The sequence below is a fragment of the Arthrobacter sp. C9C5 genome (assembly GCF_013359735.1).
In the GTDB taxonomy this organism is placed as follows: domain Bacteria; phylum Actinomycetota; class Actinomycetes; order Actinomycetales; family Micrococcaceae; genus Arthrobacter.
Genome location: NZ_JABFMX010000030.1, coordinates 1 through 21,041 on the forward strand (window position 1 = coordinate 1; position 21,041 = coordinate 21,041).

Annotated in this window: 18 protein-coding genes; 2 read left to right on the forward strand and 16 right to left on the reverse strand. The window is 64.0% G+C overall.

Going from position 1 to position 21,041, the window contains the following annotated elements:
• Nucleotides 1-149 precede the first annotated feature (149 nt).
• Nucleotides 150-1,151: a PDR/VanB family oxidoreductase gene (locus HNO80_RS17100; protein WP_175324050.1), complete on the forward strand. Its 1,002-nt coding sequence runs from the start codon at nucleotides 150-152 to the stop codon at nucleotides 1,149-1,151.
• Between the two features lie 61 nt (nucleotides 1,152-1,212).
• Here HNO80_RS17100 and HNO80_RS17105 read toward each other — a convergent pair whose 3' ends face one another.
• From HNO80_RS17105 to HNO80_RS17180, 16 genes are all read right to left on the reverse strand, one after another.
• Entirely contained in the window at nucleotides 1,213-2,118 is a 906-nt protein-coding gene (locus HNO80_RS17105) for a hydroxyquinol 1,2-dioxygenase (RefSeq protein ID WP_175324051.1), read from the reverse strand.
• A gap of 13 nt (nucleotides 2,119-2,131) precedes the next feature.
• On the reverse strand, nucleotides 2,132-3,196 hold the full coding sequence (locus HNO80_RS17110) for a maleylacetate reductase (RefSeq protein ID WP_175324052.1): 1,065 nt from the start codon (nucleotides 3,194-3,196) through the stop codon (nucleotides 2,132-2,134).
• Nucleotides 3,193-4,959 carry an FAD-dependent oxidoreductase gene (locus tag HNO80_RS17115; protein WP_249777422.1) on the reverse strand — a complete coding sequence of 589 codons (1,767 nt, stop codon included), beginning with the start codon at nucleotides 4,957-4,959 and terminating at the stop codon, nucleotides 3,193-3,195. Before HNO80_RS17115 ends, HNO80_RS17110 begins: the two co-directional genes overlap by 4 nt.
• Nucleotides 4,956-5,963: an alpha/beta fold hydrolase gene (locus HNO80_RS17120; RefSeq protein ID WP_175324054.1), complete on the reverse strand. Its 1,008-nt coding sequence runs from the start codon at nucleotides 5,961-5,963 to the stop codon at nucleotides 4,956-4,958. Before HNO80_RS17120 ends, HNO80_RS17115 begins: the two co-directional genes overlap by 4 nt.
• A gap of 1 nt (nucleotide 5,964) precedes the next feature.
• Nucleotides 5,965-6,618, reverse strand: coding sequence for an alpha/beta hydrolase (locus HNO80_RS17125; protein WP_175324055.1), 654 nt, complete (start codon nucleotides 6,616-6,618; stop codon nucleotides 5,965-5,967).
• Nucleotides 6,619-6,646: 28 nt separating this feature from the next.
• Nucleotides 6,647-7,225 carry a flavin reductase family protein gene (locus tag HNO80_RS17130; RefSeq protein ID WP_175324056.1) on the reverse strand — a complete coding sequence of 193 codons (579 nt, stop codon included), beginning with the start codon at nucleotides 7,223-7,225 and terminating at the stop codon, nucleotides 6,647-6,649.
• Nucleotides 7,226-7,307: 82 nt separating this feature from the next.
• Complete coding sequence (locus tag HNO80_RS17135) at nucleotides 7,308-8,495, reverse strand: acyl-CoA dehydrogenase family protein (protein WP_349627387.1); 1,188 nt, start codon at nucleotides 8,493-8,495, stop codon at nucleotides 7,308-7,310.
• Between the two features lie 29 nt (nucleotides 8,496-8,524).
• On the reverse strand, nucleotides 8,525-9,478 hold the full coding sequence (locus HNO80_RS17140; protein WP_175324057.1) for a VOC family protein: 954 nt from the start codon (nucleotides 9,476-9,478) through the stop codon (nucleotides 8,525-8,527).
• A 222-nt stretch (nucleotides 9,479-9,700) separates the two neighbouring features.
• Nucleotides 9,701-10,687 carry an AraC-like ligand-binding domain-containing protein gene (locus HNO80_RS17145; protein WP_175324058.1) on the reverse strand — a complete coding sequence of 329 codons (987 nt, stop codon included), beginning with the start codon at nucleotides 10,685-10,687 and terminating at the stop codon, nucleotides 9,701-9,703.
• A gap of 490 nt (nucleotides 10,688-11,177) precedes the next feature.
• Nucleotides 11,178-12,149: a sugar ABC transporter substrate-binding protein gene (locus HNO80_RS17150; RefSeq protein WP_175324059.1), complete on the reverse strand. Its 972-nt coding sequence runs from the start codon at nucleotides 12,147-12,149 to the stop codon at nucleotides 11,178-11,180.
• Nucleotides 12,150-12,253: 104 nt separating this feature from the next.
• The gene (locus HNO80_RS17155; RefSeq protein WP_175324067.1) at nucleotides 12,254-13,288 is read right to left on the reverse strand and encodes an ABC transporter permease; all 1,035 of its coding nucleotides are present in this window, start codon (nucleotides 13,286-13,288) and stop codon (nucleotides 12,254-12,256) included.
• Between the two features lies 1 nt (nucleotide 13,289).
• Nucleotides 13,290-14,834 (reverse strand): sugar ABC transporter ATP-binding protein, encoded by a 1,545-nt coding sequence (locus HNO80_RS17160; protein ID WP_175324060.1) that lies wholly within the window; start codon nucleotides 14,832-14,834, stop codon nucleotides 13,290-13,292.
• A gap of 215 nt (nucleotides 14,835-15,049) precedes the next feature.
• Nucleotides 15,050-15,277, reverse strand: coding sequence for a hypothetical protein (locus HNO80_RS17165; protein WP_175324061.1), 228 nt, complete (start codon nucleotides 15,275-15,277; stop codon nucleotides 15,050-15,052).
• A gap of 523 nt (nucleotides 15,278-15,800) precedes the next feature.
• A complete protein-coding gene (locus HNO80_RS17170) occupies nucleotides 15,801-16,322 on the reverse strand; it encodes an HPP family protein (RefSeq protein ID WP_175324062.1) in 522 nt (173 codons plus the stop codon).
• Between the two features lie 127 nt (nucleotides 16,323-16,449).
• The gene (locus HNO80_RS17175; RefSeq protein ID WP_175324063.1) at nucleotides 16,450-17,364 is read right to left on the reverse strand and encodes a LysR family transcriptional regulator; all 915 of its coding nucleotides are present in this window, start codon (nucleotides 17,362-17,364) and stop codon (nucleotides 16,450-16,452) included.
• A 120-nt stretch (nucleotides 17,365-17,484) separates the two neighbouring features.
• Complete coding sequence (locus HNO80_RS17180) at nucleotides 17,485-18,666, reverse strand: NAD-dependent formate dehydrogenase (RefSeq protein WP_175324064.1); 1,182 nt, start codon at nucleotides 18,664-18,666, stop codon at nucleotides 17,485-17,487.
• Between the two features lie 670 nt (nucleotides 18,667-19,336).
• Between HNO80_RS17180 and HNO80_RS17185 the strand changes: the two genes are divergently transcribed.
• Nucleotides 19,337-19,726 (forward strand): hypothetical protein, encoded by a 390-nt coding sequence (locus HNO80_RS17185; protein ID WP_217501033.1) that lies wholly within the window; start codon nucleotides 19,337-19,339, stop codon nucleotides 19,724-19,726.
• Nucleotides 19,727-21,041 lie beyond the last annotated feature (1,315 nt).

Genomic DNA, 21,041 nt, shown 5'->3' on the forward strand with positions numbered 1-21,041 from the left:
ACTACGAGTTCTACAACCTCAACATCGACGCCGGCGGCATGTGGGTCCGCAGGCTCATTGAGCGCCAGCTTGCCGCCGAGGGCCGGCTCATCCCCACCGTCTGACCGACACCTGACCCGTCCAGCCCAGCGAGAAGTAAGAAGTTAGTCATGGCAGCAACCAACATAGAAGTCTGGCAGACCGGAACAGTCGTCGAGGCGGAAGCCATCACCGCCGAAACCCGGCGGCTGGTCCTGTCCCAGTCTCTGCCAAAGAAGGCGGAGCCCGGCTCCCATATCGACGTCATGCTCACGATCGACGGAGAACGCCACAAGCGTTCCTATTCCGTGGTGGATTCCAGCGAGGACGGCCTGTACGTGGCCATCAGCGTCTACCGGGCGCCGCAGTCCCGCGGCGGCTCGGTCTTCATGCAGGGCCTGGAGGTAGGGGCCCAGCTGGAGATCACCCAGCCGCTGCAGAACTTCCCGCTCCGCGTGGGCGCCCCGCGCTACGTGCTCCTGGCCGGCGGCATCGGGATCACCGCGATGGTCAACATGGCCCGGGTGCTGCGCAACATCAAAGCGGATTACACCCTCGTCTACGCCGGCCGCAGCCGGTCCGCCATGGCCTACCTTCCCCAGCTGGAAGCGCTCCACGGCGACGCGCTGCGGGTGCACGTGGATGACGAAGGCACGGCGCTGAAGGTCGACGAGCTGCTGGCCGGGGTAGACCCGGACGCCGAACTTTATATGTGTGGACCGATCCGGCTCATGGACGCGGTGAAACGCGGTTGGGGCGCGCGCGGGCTGAGCGTCCCGAACCTGCGCTACGAGACGTTCGGCAACAGCGGCTGGTTCGACCCCGAGGAGTTCGTCGTCCGCGTCCCCCGGCTGGGTGTGGAGACGACCGTCGGGCCCGGGAAGTCCATGCTGGAAGCCCTCGAAGACGCCGGCGTGGACATGATGTTCGATTGCCGCAAGGGCGAATGCGGACTATGTGAAGTGCGCCTGCTGGGTTTGCAGGGCGCCATTGACCACCGGGACGTGTTCTACAGCGAACGCCAGCAGCACGCCGCGGCCAAGATGTGCTGCTGCGTCTCACGGGCCGTCAGCTCAGAAGCCGGCGCCCGTATGGATCCTGGGTCGCGTGCAGTCGTCACCATCGATGTTTGAGCCCACGGGACTACACGTCTCGAACTAGTGAGGGCCAAGCAGTTCGCGCCAGCTCTGGCGCTCAGACTGTGTGCGGGGCCAGGAGGACATCGAAGCGGGTGCGGGACCAGGTGCGGGTCCCGAGGTCACGCCCGTCTGGGGTTGGGGCGCCGTGGGCTTGTTCCGCGAAATCCTTGATCAGGGATTCTTTGACGCCGAAGACGCTGTCGCCTATTTCAAGTTGCCTGTCGCCGCGTACGAAGATGTGCGTGACGAGCGTTCGCATGTCTTTGGCGGTGACCATAAAGTGAAGGTGCGCGGCGCGCATGGGGGAACGGCCCGTGGCGGCGAGCATTTTGCCGACCGGTCCGTCGTGCGGAATGGGATAGGGCGTGGGGGTCAGTCCCCAGAAGCGGTAACGGCCCTGGTCATCCGAGTACAGGTGGGCCCGCCCGCTGACCCTGTCGTCCGAGTACTGGACGTCATAGAAGCCGTCCTCGTCAGCTTCCCAGACCTCGATCCGGGCGCCGGGGACCGGATTGCCGTCGGTGTCCCTGACTGTGCCTTCGACCCAGCAGGGCTGTCCGGGCGCACCGCCGGCGATGTCACCGCCATTGGCGATTTCGGGTGCGTCCTCCACAAAGAACGGCCCAAAGACCGTTGATTCCGTGGCGTCCCGGTAGGCCTGGTTGTTCACTGCGATGGTCTGCATGGACGCCCCGAGGACGTCGGAGAGGAGGATAAACTCCTGGCGCTGATCGTCCGTGATGTGCCCGGCTTCGGTAAGAAACCGGATCCCGCTGCTCCACTCCGCTTCAGTGAGCCGGACTTCGCGGATGAAGGCGTGCAGGTGCTTTGTGAGGGACTGCATCAGCTGCCGCAGCCGCGGATCGTCGGTGGTGTTGAACGAAGCTACGACGGTGTCGATGAGCTGCTGCTCGACGGCTTCCTGCTCGGCGGAAACCCCGGCCGGGATGGTGCTGGTCATGTGTTTCAACTTTCTAGAGGCCCGGCGTGGTCCCGAAGTAGGCGGCCCTGATCAGCTCGGTGAGATTTTCAGCTGTCGCCTGCTTGGGGTTGGAGGCGGGAATGACGGGGAGGATGAGGCCCACGGCTTCGCCGATGGCCTCCTCGGCCATGCCGTAGTCCTTGAGGGCCTTCGGGGCGTCAAGGACGTCCCGCAGCCGGTTCAGCCCGGTGACCGCGTCCGCCGTGCCGAAGGCAGCCGCTATGCGTGCTGCGGCCTCCGGCGCGTGGGGTGCGTTGAACGCGAGCACATAGGGAAGTACCGTGGCGTGCGTCTGGGCATGCGGCAGGTTGTAGGCCCCGCCCAGGACATGGCAGATCTTGTGGTGCATCCCGGACCCGGCCGAGGAGAATGCGACCGCGGAGAGATACGCCCCGTACAGGGCCTGTTCCCGTCCCTCCACACCGGACGGGTCCGCCTTGACTGCCGGCAGGCCTTCAGAGAGGGCCCGGATTCCCTCCGCGGCGAGGGCACTGTTGATCGGGTCGGCCCGCGGAGCCCACATGGAGTCCACACAGTGGGCCAGGGCGTTCAAACCGGAAGCCACGGAAAGCTCCGCAGGAAGCGAGAGCGTGAGTTCGGCGTCGTAAATCACCGTGACGGGCAGGACCCTGTCGTCAGTGCCGGTAGTTTTGCGGGACGATTCCGTCAGGCCCCACACATTGGTGGCCTCGGACCCGGCATAGGTGGTGGGGACCGCAATAATCGGCAACCCGGAGGTCAAGGCAATGGCTTTGGCCAGGCCCGTCGTCGAACCGCCGCCGACGCAGACGAGCAGGTCAACGCGGCTCGCTGCGGCGGCCGCGCGGGCCTTTTCGGCCTTGTCCAGCGGCACGTGCGGGGCGACGTCGTCGTACTGCAGCGCCACGTCGATGCCTGCAGCGACATCCCGGGCGATCTGTTCCTCGGCCGCCGATGCGATGACCATCACCGTCCTGGCACCCAGTCGCTCGACCTCGGCCGCGAGATTCTCGGCGGCCTTCCCGGAGCCAAAAAGGACCCGCTGCCCCAGGGTGACGTGGTTAAAGTTCAGGCTCATGCTGACGTGCCTCGATTCAGGATGGCGGACATGGCGTCCAGGAGGGCGGATTCGGGGTTGGCAGGCAGGTTGTTGGCGCGCCAGCCGACGTGTTTGTCCGGGCGGACCAGGACTGCCCCGTCTTCTTCGACGCCGCGCAGTTTCGCCCAGTCGAAGTAAAGGTCGGTGACTTCACGGCCAGGGCCGATCACCACCGCCTTCACCTCCACGCCCAGCTGATCGCTGACCTTCCGGGCGGCGGTGTCCCAGTCCTCGCCGGTAATGCCGGTGAAGAGCGTGAACTGGCCGTAGGGCGCCAGGTCGTGGGTGGAGTGCTTTGTAGTGTTGTCACCCACCCAAGCATGGGGCAGCCGCACACCGGGGTAGGTGGAGGGCTCGTAGTACAGCTCGGGGTCGCGCGCCGGCGCCGGTTTGATGGTGCCGTCCCCGACCACGGCCGAGGAGACGTAGTGCTGGCCAAGTTCCACCCCGTGGGCGTTGAACTCATAGTTCTTCAGTTCCATGGCTTCCTGGACTGCCGCGCGCTTGGCTGCGCCTGCCGGGCTGTTGGCCTTGCGGGACTCGATCAGCTCCCGCATTTGCTCGGGTGATTCGGCCCCGTCGATTCCGAGTGCCTCGAACAGTCTGCCGAACTCGCGGCCGGACTGGTTGGCGCGCAGCACAATCTGCCTGGCCACCGGTGCCCGTTCCGCGGTGTAGCTGTCCAGCAGCTCCTCGCCCGCTTGTCCGCCGAGGACGGCCGCGAGTTTCCACGCCAGATTGTACGAGTCCTGGATGGACGAGTTGGAGCCCAGCCCGTTGCTGGGCGGGTGCTTGTGCACGGCGTCTCCGGCGCAGAAGACCCGTCCGGACCGCAGCTCCGTGGCGTACTGTTCGTTGTTTCCCCAAAGGGATGTGCCCGTGATTTCCACGTCGAGGTCCGGGAGGCCGATCAGTTTGCGGACGATCTCCGTGGCAGCCTCGTTGGTCACTTCCGGGGGTTCTTTGCTGATGTCGTACCCCCAGACGATCAGCCATTCGTTCCACGGCCGGACCATGCGGACCAGGCCGGCGCCGATGCCTCCGATGTTCGATCCCGGCTGGATCACCCAGTACAGGACCGAGGGGCGGTGCCCCACCAGCCCGGCGATGTCCGCCTTGAACGTGATGTTCATCGAGCCGGCAATGTCCATCCGGCCCTCGTAGGGCAGCTGGATGTGGGCCGCAACCTTGGACCGGGCGCCGTCCGCGCCAATCAGGTACTTGGCACGGATGCTGTATTCGCTGCCGGTGACCCGGTCCAGTACACGGACGGTGACGCCGTGCGCGTCCTGCGTGTGGGACAGGTACTCGGTGGAGAACTGGGTCTGCGTTCCGCGCACGGTGGCGTTCCGGACCAGGATCGGTTCGAGATAGGTCTGGGGGATGTCACAGTTCAGCGAGGGCGACGCAAGCTCGTAGTCAGCATGGCGGGCAGGGTGGTTCCCCCACGTGAGGATGCGGCCGATCTCTTCACCGGCAATGGAGGTGCAGAAGACCGTGTCCCCGATCATCCCGTGCGGTGTTGCATCGGCGAGCACCTGGTCCTCGATGCCCAGATCCCGGAAGATCTCCATGGTCCGCTGGTTGGTGATGTGGGCCCGCGGCGTGTTGGCTGTCCACCGGTACTTCGTGACCATGATGTTCGGTACACCCAGCGAAGAGAGAAACAACGCGGCCGATGACCCTGCCGGTCCGGAACCGACAATCAGCACATCGGTCTCTACGACGTCCGGAGTGCTCATGCGCGGGGCCAGTGTGCTTCGATCCATGCGATGACAGGCTTGATGGTGTCATCCGAGTTGGATTCGAAGATCAGGCCGTGGCCGTTGCCCTCGATGCCGTATTCCTTCAGGTGCAGCCACTGCGCGTCGGCGCCTGCCGTCCTCAGGAAATTGACGACGTCGGGCGCGAACCCGGCGAATCCCGATGCGCTGCCGGTAATGACGGCGATCGGCTTGTCTTTCAGCGCCGGCAGCCGCAGGGATTCGGGGTCGGCAGCCTGGAGTTCCTCCGGCGTCGCCTGCGGCGGCATGTAGCTCATCGGGGCCGCAGTGAGTCCCCAGTTGAGGCTGCCCAGACCGGGGAAATCGGCAAAGGCGGGGCCGATCGGTTCCACCGCCGCGATGCCCAGGACAAGCTCCGGCCGTGCATCGGCCGCGAGCCAGCCTGCCGGACCGCCCGCGGAGTGCGTCACGATGACCGCCGGACCGATCCGGTCCAGCAGCCTGGCCAGCCGCTCGCCGTCCATCGCCTGAGATTCGCCCAGGTCCGCCGGCAGCGGGCCCATGGCGGCGACGAGCTGGTCAATGTCTGCCGAACCGATTTCCCTTTCGTAACCCCATTGCGTCTGGGAACCGGCGGCTTCTTCCGGCAGGAACAAGCCCGCGGCGGCTTCGTAGGGGAAGGCGCCGCCCATAGGGCCGACAACGTCCGGGTGGTAGGGGGACCGGCCGTGGGCCGGCCGGTCAACGATGTAAACGGCAAAGCCTCCTTCGAGGAACCGCTGCGCCCACCCCGGACGGCCATCGGGTGTGCCCGTCCAGTCGGTACCTTGTCCGCCGCCGCCGTGAACCAGCACCAGGGGATGGGGTTGGGTGATGTGCTCCGGCGCTTCCCAGTCCACGAACATGGGTGCACGCTGAACCGTTCCCCCCGGCGTCGCGACCCGTTCTCCCGGGATCCAGAAATGACCTCGCCGGGAGGCGACGAGCGGGCTGTCAGTGAGATGAGGGGCGGTGGCAGGCATGTCAGGACTCCTTTGAAGTCAAAAGGTTGGCGAGCAGTTTGCGGATGCGGGCAACCGAATCGTCGTTGATGTGGTGCTCGGTGTCGTCATAGGTGTGAAGTTCGACGGCGGCGCCCGCCTTCGACAGGGCTGCCGCCGTGGCCTCGATCCGGGGCAGCGGAACCCAGGCATCTTCGGCCGCGGATGCCATCAGCACGGGGACTCCGGCCAGCCCGCCGGTTTCCGGCCAGCCGTGTTCGACGGGGCCGAGGTAGCCACCGGTGTGAAGCACAGCGGCGGCGTACCGGTGCTGGTGGTGCAGCAGGAATTCCGAAAGCAGGCAAGCCCCTTGGGAGAAGCCCAGCAGTACGACCTTCCCGGGTGCGATGCCTTTCCCGGCGATCCGCTCAAGGTGGCATCCGACGGCCTCGAGGGCGTGGTCAAGGTTCGGCTGGTTCTTCTCTAACGGTTCCATGAACCCGGCCGGGTACCAGCTCGAATCGCAGGCGGCGGGGATCAGGTACGCGATCTCGGAAAGACCGATGCGGTCCGCCAGTTCGGTCATGAATGTGGGGGACTGGCCACGGCCGTGAACGGCGTAGACGGTGAGTCCGGCGGCTTCGGGCCGCGCCCCGTGGAGCGTCGGTTCCTGGGCAAGATGGGGATTGGGCAGCATCGTTTCCTTCGGACTCGAAGTCATCGGGTCAGGGCATCACTGAGTCGTCGCTGAGCTGGTGCCAGGTGCGGTTGTGGTAGACCAACGGGTGGGACTGGCCGGCCGGGCGGGACTCGGCATCGGGGATGTTGACCTGCAGGACCTGGACCGCGACGACCGTGGAGTCTCCCGCTTCCATCTGGTTGACGATCCTGCCACGGAGCCAGGCGTTGGCGTCGGGAAGCACGGGTTCTCCAGTGACCAAACGGGTCCAGATGCTGCTGTCCGCGAAACGGTCGATGCCGCTGGTGGAAAACGTTTTGGCCAGCCCGATCTGGTCAGCGCCGAGCAGATGGACGACGACGGTGTCCGCCCGGCGTAGCGCGGGAGCCGAAGTCGAGCGGCCCGACAGGGAAAAAACCAGCAGGGGCGGGCTCGCCGAGACGGAAAAGACCGACGTGGCCGTCAGGCCGACGGGCCCGTCTCCCGGGTCGGCAGTGACGACGGAAACGCCGGCGGGATGGTTGCGGAAGGCTTCTTTGAAATCCTCTGCGGTCAGGGTCTGTTCGAAATGGCCATCGGCAAGCTGATCCGAGAGACGTGCCGCATGCTGGGTAGGTGATGTCATAGACATAATTGCTCCTCCAAGTTGTGCGTGGGCCGGCCGGCGCTGCGGCCGGCCCACGCAAACGGTGTGACGTGGTGTGGTCCTACTGGTCCTGGAGATCCAGGAAAACCCACCGCGCATTCGGTGCCAGACCGGCGAGCTGCCGTCCGCAGTTCTGCAGGACCACCGGGCCCGAGGTGATGTGCTGGGTGCCGGCGTGCATGTCACGGAAGAACCGCTGGATGTCTCCGGAGCGAAGGGCCGCCGTGGCCGCCCACTTGTACACGGCCATGGTGACCTCATGGGCGGACCAGGTCACGTTGTTCAGGGCGAGCCGGGTGAGCGTCTCCTGTTCGGTGGAGAGCAGCTCCCCCCGGTCCAGGGCGGCCTCGTTATCCGCCCAGACCTCCATGGTCCAGGCGCGGGCCGAACGCAGCGTTGCTTCCGCCTTCGCGTACGCGGCATGGAACTGGTCCGTATCCACTGTGGCGCCGGGGGCCCCCGTTTTCTTGCCGGCAAGTCCCTTCATCTCATCCAGCAGCCTGCGCGCGACGCCCAGGGCCCAGCCGGTGTGGCAGATGCCTGACATGTTGGCCAGCCCGAGGTGGTAGATCGCACCGCCGTTGAGGGCGTCCATGATGGAGACCTCGTAGGTGAAGTTGTCCGGGACAAAGACGTCCTCGATCACGTAGTCGATGCTTCCCGTTGCCCTCAGGCCCATGACGTCCCAGTTGTCGATCAGGGTTGCCTGTTCCTTGGGGAGCGTAAAGACCAGCGCCTGGTTGGTATCCGGGCAGAAAGCGGCGGTGTGGATGTGGGTGGCCTGGTGCATGCCGGATGCGAAGGACCAGGAGCCGGAGAGGCGATAGCCGCCGTCGACCTTCGCTGCCGTTCCCAACCGGGTGCCCTGGCCGGCGATCAGGGCGTGATTTTCTCCGCCGAACAGTTCCTGTGTGGCTTCGTCGCCGAGCCACGCGGCGGTGGTTCCGGTGATCATCTGCAGCGCCATAAAGACCCAGCCGGCGGAGCCGTCGGCGTAGGAGATCTTTTCGATGGTTTCAATGACCTGCCGCGGCGAGAATTCGTAGCCGCCCAGGTTTTGCGGGATGCCCACGCGGTATGCGCCGGATTTGAGCAGGGCCGCTTCGACTTCGGGGGTGAGCCTTCCGCCGGCTTCGTTCGCGTCGGCGTTGGCTTTCAGTAGGGGGGTGATCGCGTCCAGGCGCTCCATGAGGGCGTCAAATTCATTGCTGACATGGAGCCGGGAGGCGGTGATCGTCTGTTCACTCACGGGACTGGTTTCCTTTACGTAGTGCGCCGTTAGACGTCGATGTGTTCGAGCTGCTCAAAGATTGCGGTGCGCTGGTGTTCGAACTGCTCGGGGAGCTGGAACCGGGTGCCGAGTTCCTGCGGGGATTCATCGCAGTCCCAGCCGCCGTCTTCGTGCGTGACGGCGAGCTCGAACAAAGCGCCGCCGGGGCTGCGGACGTAGACGCTCTTGAAGTACTTGCGGTCCTTGAGCTCGGAGATGTCCGTGTAGCCGGCTCCTTCGATCCCGAACTTGACCTCGTCCTGGTTCTTCAAGGTGTCCAGGTTCCAGGCGAAATGGTGGTAGGTGCCCGAACCGTAGTGCCAGGTGCCCTGATCCTCGGAGATGTTGGCGGTCAGCTCCACGTGGTTCCCGTGCTTGGCGTTGCCGACCTGGAAAACGGCCCGGTCGCCTTCCTCGGCGAGGTTGCCCTGGGAGAAGAACGTGTCATTGGCGAAGTCGACCATCCGCTCCGGAGTGGTGACGTGGATGCCGACGCCGTGGATCCCGTGGATGGCGTGCTCTTCCGGTACGCCGTTGCCGGCGAAGCCTTCGCGCTCGTCGCCGTCGTTGCCGACGAAGACATATTCGATTCCGGACGGGTGCCGGAACGCCAGCCGGCGCTGGTCGAACACCTCGATGTTCTCCACCTCGACCTTGTGCTGGTTGAGGCGCTGGTGCCAGAAATCCATGGAGGTGGAGGGAACGGACAGCAGGACTTCGCGGGCCTGGTTGGTGCCGCGCTTGCCGTGCAGGCCGGCCTGCGCCCACGGGAAGGTGGTGACAACGGAGGAGGGATCGCCGTTGGCGTTGGAGTAGTACAGGTGGTAGATCGGCGTGCTGCCGTCGAACAGCACGGTGCGCTTGATGAAGCGCATGCCCAGGGTTTTGACGTGGAAGTCCACGTCCTCCTGTGCGTTGCCGACTGACAGCGTCACGTGGTGTGAGCCTTCAACATAGGCCATGGTGGGTGTCTCCTTTGACGTCGCGTAAACCCGAGTTTGTGGTGCTGGCTCTAACGTATGCGTGATTCCCATCACTTAAATAGCAAGAGAGTGCCGGAGGCTATCGAATGCGCGCAGCGTTGCGGACGGACCGCGCCGGTGCCCGGAAAGGCGCCGTTACCGGGCCCCGGAGAGGTGCGGATTAGACCCCCGGGCGCGCGGCGGCAGACTGCCGGCAGGCGCCTAGCGGGCTTCTTTCAGTGCCATCTGCCGAAAATCCGCAGGGGTGAACCCGGTCGCGGACTTGAATATCTGACCGAAGTGGGAAGCGCCTTTGAAACCCCACCGGTTGGCGATCGACGCGACGGGCACGCTGGCAAGGAGCGGGTCGGCGAGATCATTGCTGCAGCGCTCCACGCGCCGGTCCCTGATCCAGGCCGAAACGCTGAAGCCGTCGTCGTGGAAGAGGCTATGCAGATGGCGAACCGAGATGAAGTGCGCGCCGGCGATCTCATGGGGGTCCAGTTCCGGCTTGCCTAAATTGTCGTCGATGTAACTGCGGATCTGCTCCAGTAGTGAGTCACGAGTCTCAATTTGCCGACGGGGGGGTGCGCCTGCGCTTTGGCTGCTCAACATGGAGCCGACCAGGCCCATGATGCCGCGGACGGTCGACTGGCGATTGACGTTGGCCACGGAGTCCACCGTCGCATTGAGGGTGCTGAGGAGCGCCCACACGGACGGCGATAGGCCGGCGTCCGCGTCCATCCGCGTGGCGGTGCGTTCAGCGAGCGTGTCGGTCATCGGCCGGAGAAGCCTTTGCGGAAACTTGACGCAGAGCGAACGGTAATCGTCGCTGCTAATCGCCGTGGCTGGCTTGGTCGAATCGTAGAAGGCGAACTCTCCGGGCCGGAGCACGGCAGTCCTGCCGTCCTGCGTCAGGCGGAATTCCCCTGATAGTTGCAGGGTCATCAAGTAGTCAGGCCGCTCATCGACGCTGATCTTGGACTCGTCGCGGTAGGCGGCGTGACGGCCGCAGCTCATGTCGATGAATTCAATGGCCGCGAAGGGTTTACTCTGCACAAACCCGTGAAAAGTACGGTGCTTGTCAAAGTCAAAATCGAAGCTGAGCAGTGAGCGTTCGACTGTCTCGCTCCAGGTGGCCTCCGTGGCCCCGGACGCGGCAGCGGGCAACGCAAGAGCTGCATGTTCGCTCGTCGTCGCGTGAACCATGGCAAACATCCTCCTTGAGCTGCCTGAATGCGATGGTAACAGCGCCGGGTGCCACCAAAGTCAATGAGAGGTAAAGAGTGCACGGATACGACAGCGGGTTGCGCGGTTTGGACACCTCAGCCGCTTCGGCGTTTCGAGCTCGTGGTCCTGGGTGCCGGTCGCCTGGGGCCCTACGAAAATTCGAAACGCCCAGCCCGTCTTATCGGCCATTGAACAGCGGCAGCGCCATCTGGGACAAAAGAAGGGCCGCGTGGCGTAGAAGTGATTGTGGGCGCCCCGATCGACACGGGAGGGGCTCGACGGTTACTTTAGGCCACGCTTTCCAGAGGTCCCTCCAAGTGCTCATCTGAAGTGTGCCTCCCCGGTCGGGTTGGCCCCTACCTGGCGTGATTGAGGAAGGTGTGTTGACAGGGCTGTCCCCGGACCCTCTGATGAGGATCCGGGGACAGCGCCGTGAAACAGGAATCGGGGGACCCACTGGACTGCAAGGCTAGAACTTAGTGGCGTTGTCCTTGTTGATCAGCGTTCCCTCGATCTCGATGTAGTTCTTCGCCGGAAGGGAGCCTTTGGTGAAGTATGTATCCATCCCCGAGACCAGGTCACCGACAATGGTGGGCCAGTCCTGCAGGACGGTTGCGACAAACGGGCCGCCCTTTTTGATCTCGGCAACGGCAAAGTCATCACCGTTCATGCTGGCCACGACGGTTCCTTTCGCCCCGGCTGATTCGATAGCCTGCACCGCACCGAACCCGGCGGCGTCAAACCCGGCCCAAACGCCTACGGGGGCTTTGTCTCCCGGATTGGCCTGCAGGTAGTCCTGCACGAACGACATCGACTCCTCCTGGGCGGCACCCGGCGATTGGATTTGGTGGTTTACCGCCACCGTGAAGCCGTGGTCCTCGAACAGCTTCTTGGCCACCTGGGTGCGGAGCCGGATACCGGGATGGGAGTCCCAGCCGATGATGATCACGTTGCCACCCTTAGGGTTGGCATCGATGATGGACTGGGCGCTCAAGGTGGCAAGCTGGCTGTTGTCGCTAGTGACATTTAGTGCGTACGGCTCGTAGGGTTCGACGCCAGCGTCGATGGCGAAAACCGGGATGCCCGCCGCATTGGCGGCGCTGACTCCCAGGCTTGTCTTCTCCTGGGAGGTGTAGCCCATCACGATGGCGTCAACCTTGCGGGAAATCGCATCCTGCATCTGGGCATTGAGTTTGTTGTAGTCGTTGGCGCTGTCGGAGACGCTGGTAGTCCAGCCCATCTTGTCCGCTTTGGACTTAAACATGTCGACGCCGAGCTTCACTGCGGGGGTGGCATAGGAAGCGGTGAAGAGGGCGACGACAGGGGTGTGGCCGCCGGGGGACTGGCGACTCTCCGCCGCGGTTCCTGTACTACATCCGGCCAAGGCCAGTGTTGAGGCCAGCACGGTTGCCACGGCTGCCAGTATTCGGGTGTTCTTCATGGGGTCCCTTTCGAGATATAGGAGTGAAATCTGAATGGCGGGTCACGCGAATGGCCCCGGTGCAGGCGACTGCCGAGGTGGATCGTGACCGCCTCGGCAGGAGGTCAGGACACTCCCTTGTTGCTCAACCGGGAGAATGCCACGGCGGCAACGATGATGGCGCCAGTGAGGAACTGTTGGACGTACGTGCTAACGCCCACAATGTTCAGGCCGTTGCTGAGCACCCCTAGGATTCCCACGCCGATCAACGTACCGCCGACGTTGGCTTGGCCCTCCTTGGAGATCGTCATACCCAGGAAGACCGCAGCGATGGCCAGCAGCATGTACGAGTCTCCGCTCGTGGCGGTTGCACTTGCTAGCCGGCTTGTCAGCACTATCCCGGCCAGCGCGGAACCAAGCCCGGCTACTACAAAGGCGGCGAAGCGCATCAGGCTGACGTTGACTCCGCTGAGCTTGGCCACCTCGGCGTTGCCGCCGATGGCGTGCCACCGGCGGCCCAGCGTGGTGTTGCGCAGGACGAACCAAACGAGCAGTGAGACGGCCAAGGCAACGAAAATAGGGTTCGGCATTTCAAGCCACCGCCCCTGGCCCAGACCCATGAATGCCTTCGGCAGACCGAACAAGGTGGCGCCGTTGGTCACAATGAAGGTAAGCCCGGAGACGGACGTCATGGTAGCCAACGTGGCCACAAAGGCGGAAAGCCTCAGATAGGCCGTGAGGTATCCGTTAACTGCTCCGACCACGGCGCCGACTGCTAAAGCGGCGAGGACGGACAGGGTTATTCCGTAGCCGGAGATCATGAGCTGAGCCACTACCGCACCGGCCAGCGAAGCGGTCGCCCCGACCGAAAGGTCGAAGTTCCCGACAACCATGACTACGCTCTGGACCGCCGCGACTATCGCGAGGATGGCCACTTGTTCCAAAACATTGCGCAAGTTGCCGAACGACAAGAAGACGTCAGGGCGCAGCGCGCCGAAAACGATGACCAGGAGCAAAAACCCGAGGATCGTTCCGCCGGATTTGAGCATTTGGAGCAAGGAGGCGAAGCTGGTGGACCCAGCCGGTCCGGACAACTCCGGCGGGCTGGTTCGCGGGGCCCCGGGTTGACGTGTGGCCGCCGGGTTATCAGTTGTCGTCATTTTAGCTTGCCCTTCCATAGCAGTAAGTCAGGAGTTCTTCCTCGTCGGTGTCGGCGGCCGGAACGTCTCCGGCCACTCGGCCCTCATGCAGCAGCACTATCCGGTCCGTGAGGCCGATCAGTTCCGGCAACTCCGAGCTGACCACGATGACGGCCGTGCCTGCCGCTGCGAGGGCCCGGATGAGGGCGTAAATCTCTGCTTTCGTGCCGATGTCAATCCCGCGTGTGGGTTCGTCCAGGAGAAGGACCTTTGGGTTCCTGGCCAGATACTTTGCCAGTACGACCTTCTGTTGGTTGCCGCCGGACAGCTGGCCTACGGGCTGCCCGGCGGCAAGGGTCTTGATCTTCAGATCCGCTATCGACTTGGTGGCCAGCTGCGTTACCCGCCCACGTGTGGTCAGGCCCCACTTGCCGATCCTGTCCAGATTGGCAATGGCGATGTTGTCGCCGATGGACTGGGACAGGATGATGCCCTGGCTCCGGCGCTCTTCCGGTACCAGGGCAACCCCCTGTTTCAGGGCCGCTGTAACCGACAGCCCTGACGACCGTTGTCCGTCCACGAGTACCTCGCCTGCAGTCCGGCGCTGTGCGCCCGCTAATATGCGCAAGAGCTCGCTGCGTCCTGACCCGGCCAACCCGCCAATGCCCAGGACCTCGCCTTTCCGAACGGCCAGGGACACGTTCTTTAGCCTGCGGCCGCTGAGACTCCGGGTTTCGACCATCACGGAGGTTTCGGGGGCACCGCGTTCCGGAAAGAGGTCATTCTGATTTCGTCCTACCATGGTGGAGATGACCTGGTCGATCGTCGTGTCCGCTACGTCTGAGGTGGCAACGGTTTGGCCGTTGCGCATGATCGTCACACGATCGCACAGGGTAAAGACTTCTTCGAGCCGGTGCGAGACGTAGATGATTGCAACGCCCTCTGCCCGGAGACGGCGCAGAACCCGGAATAGATCCTGGATTTCCACATCGGTCAGTGACGCCGTGGGCTCGTCGAGGATCAGGACGCGGGCCTTGACCCTGATGGCCCGGGCCACAGCGACCATGGTCTGCTGGACGGGCGTGAGGCGACCGGCCATTGTCTGCACCGGGATGTGCCCTTGGTTCAGGCGGCCCAGCTGTTCCTGGGCGACACGGCGCATTTCGGTCCAATCGACGAGCCCAGTCCGGGTGGGCATGTCATCGCCGAGGGAGATGTTCTCAGCAACTGAGATACCGGGGACAATGGAGAGCTCCTGGTAGAGCGCCACCACGCCGGCGCGGCGGGCGCCATTGACCCCTTTGAACTCCACGGGGACGCCATTGAGCACGATAGATCCAGAGTCCTGCGGAAGCACGCCAGTGAGAATCTTGATCAGGGTGCTCTTTCCGGCCCCGTTTTCGCCCAATAGGGCGTGAATTTCACCCGACCGAATCTTGAGGTCAACGCCATTCAATGCAAACACCCCGTCGAAGTGTTTGCTGATATCCACGGCCTCAAGGACGTAGTCGTCCGGGGACAGGACGGCTTTGAGTTGGTCAGCACCTTGGTGTATGTCAGACGTCATCGTCTCAGCATCCTTAGAATTTCGGTGCGAAATTACACCGGGCACATACTCTTCACCCTGAATTTGTCGACTGGGCAGGTCTCCGAGTGCTATTCGGGGTCACTAGAAGGACCCTACTAGTGACGTGCGTCACGATGATCTCGAACGCGCGCATCCAAATGTCGAACCCGCGCAAACCCGGACGAGCATCGCCCCGGGCGCTCAAAAGACTCGGTTCAAAGGCTGCCGGCCGTGCGTGGCCAGTTCGATCTGGCGCCGTAGGAGAGAAGCCATCCTCGGTAGCATCGCGGGAGCACGAGCATGTCCGTGGCCTGCGGGACCATCAGCCAGTCCGCGGAGCGGACGTCAGCAACGATGTGGCGCACGCCCGGAGTAAGCGGCAGCTGCGTTGCTGCGAACTCCGCGTCAGGGAAGGCGATAGTTGGGGTTTCAGGAATGCGCATGCGATAAATCCTCTTGATTCGTGAAGTCGGCTGCGGCGCTGGCGTGCGCTGAGGCGCTCAAAACACATTCCCCACGCGGCACGGCTGCGTGCACCAAGCGCGGATGGGCCTGCGCGGATTCGACATGGACCAGCGCCCAGAAGTGATCTCAGTGATGCAAATCGCGATTAGCGTGGGGCATCTCGTCCCAAACCACACCCTCGAAGGAGCAGCAATGACCCGCATTGCTTTGGCCCACGCTCGTGGACCTCAGTCTGTAGTACCCAAGAATCTTTGCTGGAACGGAACCGACATGGCTGTCCCACTAGACGGTATGCCAGTCAGCTCTTCAGCCCATGAACCACCGGCCGTCACTGTTCCGGGGTGGCCGTTCGGCAGCACGGAAGCCGAAGGGACGCTCGTTTCGCTTCCTTGGGTGGGCCTGCACTACGTGCTCCCGCAATGTGGCCCCATCGCCTAACAACGCCGGTAACTGGCCCGGCCCCGACACGGTTCCGGCCCCGTCGATACGTTTACCTGGCGGCTACTTTGCGGCGCGAGGGCTTGTCAGTGCCCGGTAGAGCAGGGCGCATGCCGTTAGTATGAGTGATCCCGCCAGAACCGGTGTGAGTAGGTAGCCCCAGTTCTCGGGGGCCAGCAGGATTGCGATTGGGGTGCCGCCGGCTGGCGGGTGGATGATGCGCAGTGCGGCCATTGCCGCCATTGCTGTGCCGACGGCCAGGCCCAGGCTCCACCACGCGGTGGGTAGGAAGGCGTGTGCGAGGACCCCGCACAGTGCCGAGACCATGTGGCCGCCGACCACATTGATCGGTTGCGACAGAGGGGCGTCGGGCAGGAGGAAGACCAGGACGCAGGACGAGCCGAATGCTGCGATGAGGATGGGTGTGCCGACCGCGTCCCCGGTGAGCGACAGCACGGTGACGGTCAGCGCTCCGGCGAGGGCGGCGGCGAGAATCGCGGACCAGGGTGCGCGTGGCTGCGTGGGCGTCACCGTGCGTCTGATGTAGGCCCAGGTGCGGGCTCGGGTCGTTCCTTGCGCCGACATGGGCGGAGAGGACAGGGCGGCGGCCCTGGTTCCCGGGTGTGCTTGCTGGGGCGGGGAATCGAGGTGTGACATGATGTGGGACCTTTCAGATTGCGATGGGGCGCCGGCCCCGGCAATCCCGGTCCGGCTATGAAGGTGGTGAAGATGGACGCGGCCGGGCCACCACGGCCCGTGCGGCGTCGTCCAGTGCGCGCATGAGCGCCGGCACCGGTTTGGCGGCCAATCGCACCACGGCCAAGGGCGTGGAGATCGGCGGATCAGCCAGCGGCAGGACGTGGATCGACGGGTCTTGGTGCCGGGTGGCTACGGAGGACTCGGGCACCACCACGGCCCACATTCCGGACCCGACGAGTCCGAGGAGGGCCTCGATGGAGTCCGCTTCCGCGGCGGGCCGTACTTCCAGCCCGGCGTCGCGCCATGCTTCATCGCCAAGCTGCCGCGCCCGCATCCCCGGCGCTAAGAGCCCCACCTGCACGGAAGCCAGCATCGAGCCGGTTACGGCGTCCAGCGCCTCGTCGAACATTCCCGGCGAGGCAACCACGACACTGGTTGCGTCCGGCAGGGCCGCAGCCACGAGGTCCAGGCCGTCCGCGGCCGAGGGGTGAATGATCCCGGCATCCATTTCAAAAGCGCGCAGCCCCGCCACTACGTTTTCGCTGCTCAGGCCGGTCCGTACTGTCGAGCGCACCAATGGATGTGCCTCCGTGAGGGCCGACACCACCTGCGTGGCGGCAGCTATCCCTGACGGGATCGTGCCGATCCGCGCAGTGCCGGTGAGCTTCCCGCGTGCTGCGGAAAGCTCCTCGGTGAGCGCGGCCTGGTCCGCCACGACGCGCCGCGCCCACGGCAGAGCGAGCTCTCCTTCTGCGGTGAGCCCCTCGTAAGCGTGCCCGCGGCGCACCAGCGGCACCCCGAGCTCTACCTCCAGTTTGCGCACGGCTTCGGAGAGCGTTGAGGGTGAGACGAAGCAGGCCGCGGCCGCCCGGCCGAAGTGCGCTTCGCGCGCCAGGGCCACGAAGTACTCGAGCTGGGTCAGGAGCATGACATCCCGTCTGTGCAGGGGTGCGGCCCCCGTGACCGTGTTACCGGTGCCCGGGCGCCTGGTGGCCGGTTGCGCGGTGCCGCCCGCCGCGGTGTGCGGCAGGCGGCCTCCGCATCGACCCTACCGGGCCGGCTGCGCCTGCTTGGCGTAGGAATGCGCTCCGGTGCCGGCGTAGGTGCCGCCTTCGACGATGAGGTACTCCGGACGGAGAGCGCGCCCGGCGAAAAAGTCCTCGAGGATCTCGCGCGTGCCGGCAGCGTACTTGGCCTGCGCGGGCAGGGACGTGCCGGACGTGTGCGTGGTCATCGCATTGTTCGGCATGGTGCGCCACGGGTGGTCAGCCGGGGCGGGCTGGGGTGCCCAGACGTCACCGGCGTAGCCGGCCAGCTGGCCGGACTCCAGAGCATTGACGATTGCGTCGCGGTCAGCGATGGCGCCGCGGGCCGGGTTCACGATGTACGCGCCGCGGCGCATGGTGGACAGCAGCTCCGCATTAAGGAGCCCTGCGGTCTCATCGGTCAGCGGTGCGTGCACGGTGAGGACATCGATGTTCTTGACCAGGGCCTCGATGTTCTCGTGGAACACCAGGTTGTACTTCTCCTCGTATTCCGCAGGCAGCCGGAAGCGGTCCGTGTAGTGCAGGTGCACGCCGAACGGAGCCAGGCGCTCGATCACGGCACGGCCGATACGGCCGGCGGCGAAGATGCCCACGTCCATGCCTTCGAGGTCGTAGGAGCGCTCTACTGCCTCGGCAATGTTCCAGCCGCCCTCCACAGCGATCTGGTGCTGGCGCACGAAGTCGCGGACCAGGACCAGGACCTGCATGACCGTGTGCTCGGCGACGGCGAGGCTGTTGGAGTAAGTGACCTCGGCGACCGTGATGCCGTGCTCGTTGGCGGCCTTGAGGTCAACGTGGTCGCTGCCGATGCCGGCAGTGATGGCGATCTTGAGGTTCTTGGCCGTCTCGATGCGCTCCGGGGTCAGGTAGGCGGGCCAGAACGGTTGGGAGATGATGACATCGGCGTCGACCAGCTCGCGGTCGAAGTCAGAGTCGGCGCCGTCCTTGTCGCTGATGACAACGAGTTCGTGGCCGGCGGCCTCGAGATACTTGCGCAGGCCCAGCTCGCCGGAAACCGATCCGAGCAGCTCGCCTGGGGTGAAGTCGATGGCCTCGGGCGTGGGGAGCGTCTGGCCGTTGGGGTAGTCGGTCAACGCCGGGACGGTGTCCCGTGCATAGTCTTTCGGGAAGGTGGGGTAGCCGTTCACGGGATCCGGGTAGAGGACGAGCAAAACCTTGGCCATGACACTTCTTTCGTTTTCACTGCGCGACGATCACGCTGTGTTTTCACACTATGACCGTGTTTGTTCGGCGTCCATGAGGCAACTTCGACCGTGCGTTCGGCAGCGCCGAATGACCTGATCCGCCGGTAAGTACCAGCTGACCGACGGTCGGCAGTCGCGGTTGCCTGCAAGCGAAAAGGTGACGCCGCCGGGGCGAGTGAGCTGCGACCGGCGCCTCTTCTTTTGCACCTCTCAAAAGACTTCCCCTCCAATTTTCCACCGCCGATAATGGACCTTATGTAAAGTACTTGCCTTAGGCAACGTTCCAAGTGCGGCCGTTAGCGTCGCGAATTGAACGGCGCGGTATAGATCTGAGCGGCAAAACTCCGTTCAGGGTGGTGGGCGACGGCGGCATCGTGCTTCACGCGCCACTCGATCAAGCCCGGGAATTTCACAGGAACCGGGCATCGCTGCGGTTCAGGCACCAAGGGCCCTCCATGAGAGGTGCCCAGATTGTATGAGCCGTGCCGCCGCTCGACATGAAGGAGGCATGGAGGAAGCGGAGGTCCGGGGAACAGACAAAGTGTTCTGAAGGAAAAGCTGGTCGAAGTAACACCCCTCAAGCTTGAAATTTAGAGAAATGGCTCCCGCCCTGATAATAATTGACGAGTTATCTTCCAGGATAGGGAATATGGGCAAGTTCATAGGTTGTTTATTTTTTGCGGTTGTACTCCTTGTTGTGATCTTTGTGAGTGCCGGAGTGAAGGTCTTTGACGGTTTCTCCAACCGCCGTGACGTCGAGATGGTGGCAGGTGTGGCAGCGGGCAGCGGCGCAACGACATGGTCGGCTTTCGGTGGGGGCCGTCCAGAACATCCGGATGCTTTCACTGGGGTGAAGAGCACCAGCGGATCTTTAGCATTCAATAAGAATGGCCAGGTGCACGTCGATGCCGTTGACGGCAAGAGTATCGTCAGCTGCGAAACAAAGTTTCAAGGGAAAACCATTAGTGCGAAACGGGGAAAAGGACACGTGGAGTGTTGGTTGACCGTGACACCTGATGGTGACGTAGTTCCCATGTGAATTGAAGCCCATTGGTTCGTAATAGCCCAGCCCCTGCTGTGGCAACTTCAACTGCTGCTCGCGTACTTCATGCCCAATAATCGACGTTATGTAAGGTAAATCTCTCGGGAGCGTTGTACAGTAGCTGTCAACCCTCTGCCTCTCCGTGAGAACACAGCAAGACGTACCATTCATCGGCCAGGAGTTTGCTTTGGGGCATTCGAAGAAATCGGTCTGCGAGGAGTCGTTGCCGGGCCGGAAACGTTAGAACTTCCGCGCCGTGCCGGAGCGCAAGTCGCCCGTTCGTCGTCATTCCCGCCGCCTGAAGGGCACCATCGCTGGTCTGATGACGCTGTCGCCCCGCCTGCGTCTACTAGCCGCCGGGCCCAGGTGCTCATAGATCGGTTCAGTCTCCTCGAACCCGGAGCGATGGATCGCCTACTTGCGGCCTGGAACGCGTTCTGGCGGTGGCTCCGGCCGCGACTCCCCCACTGGTAGTCCGCGCCTTCCTCGTCTCGGCCAAGACCCCGTCTCGGCACGCACGCCGCCGCTGCCGCGGCATCCGATCCGATCCGATCCACGTTATGCACGACACAAGGGATCGCCCCTGCAACTAAGCGCACGATCGCCCCGCACTCAGAGGTGGATGCGGGGCGATTCGCTGTTGGGTGGAGCTGGCCTTCCCCCAGCATAAGGTGCCTAAGGCCACGTCCTACCCGGCACCGTAGCCGTGCATCCCAACGGTGGCAACTGCTAAGCTTGCTTAGTTCTGTCATATCCCCAGCGTGACAGAACGAAGACGAAACGCCCCCTCCCACGCCTCCCCTACGTGGTCGAGGGGGCGTTTTTCGTGTGCTCGGAAGATGGTGGCATTGGCCTCTTGCCGCGCCCAGCTCCGGGGCCTAGGGTTGGGCAAGTTCTTCGGAATCGACAACTGCGCCGAAGGGCAACGAGGCGTCCCCGCACCACTGGTCCACGACCAGTGCGGGGGCGCTTTTACGCGCTGCTGGCGCCGCAAGATTGACCGGATGAACTTGCCGGCATAGGTTTGTACCGTTCTCCAGGGATCCCCAATTGCCCGGAGAGCACCACGTAAAGCGCCTCCGCACGGTCTGGTGTCCCCAGAGCGGGGGCGCTTTTACGCCGTGACCGTCATATGAGGCCCGACGGGTGCCGAACGGCCCATGCCGTGGCCTGCTGCGAATGCCACCATGGAGGCATGATCCCAACGTTCACTCTCCACGGCATCGCTTACGGGTTCCTTGCCTCGGACCCCGGGGACGTGGAGACCTCCCGGTCGTGGGAGTACGGGAAACAGCCCAAGGTGCTCGCAACC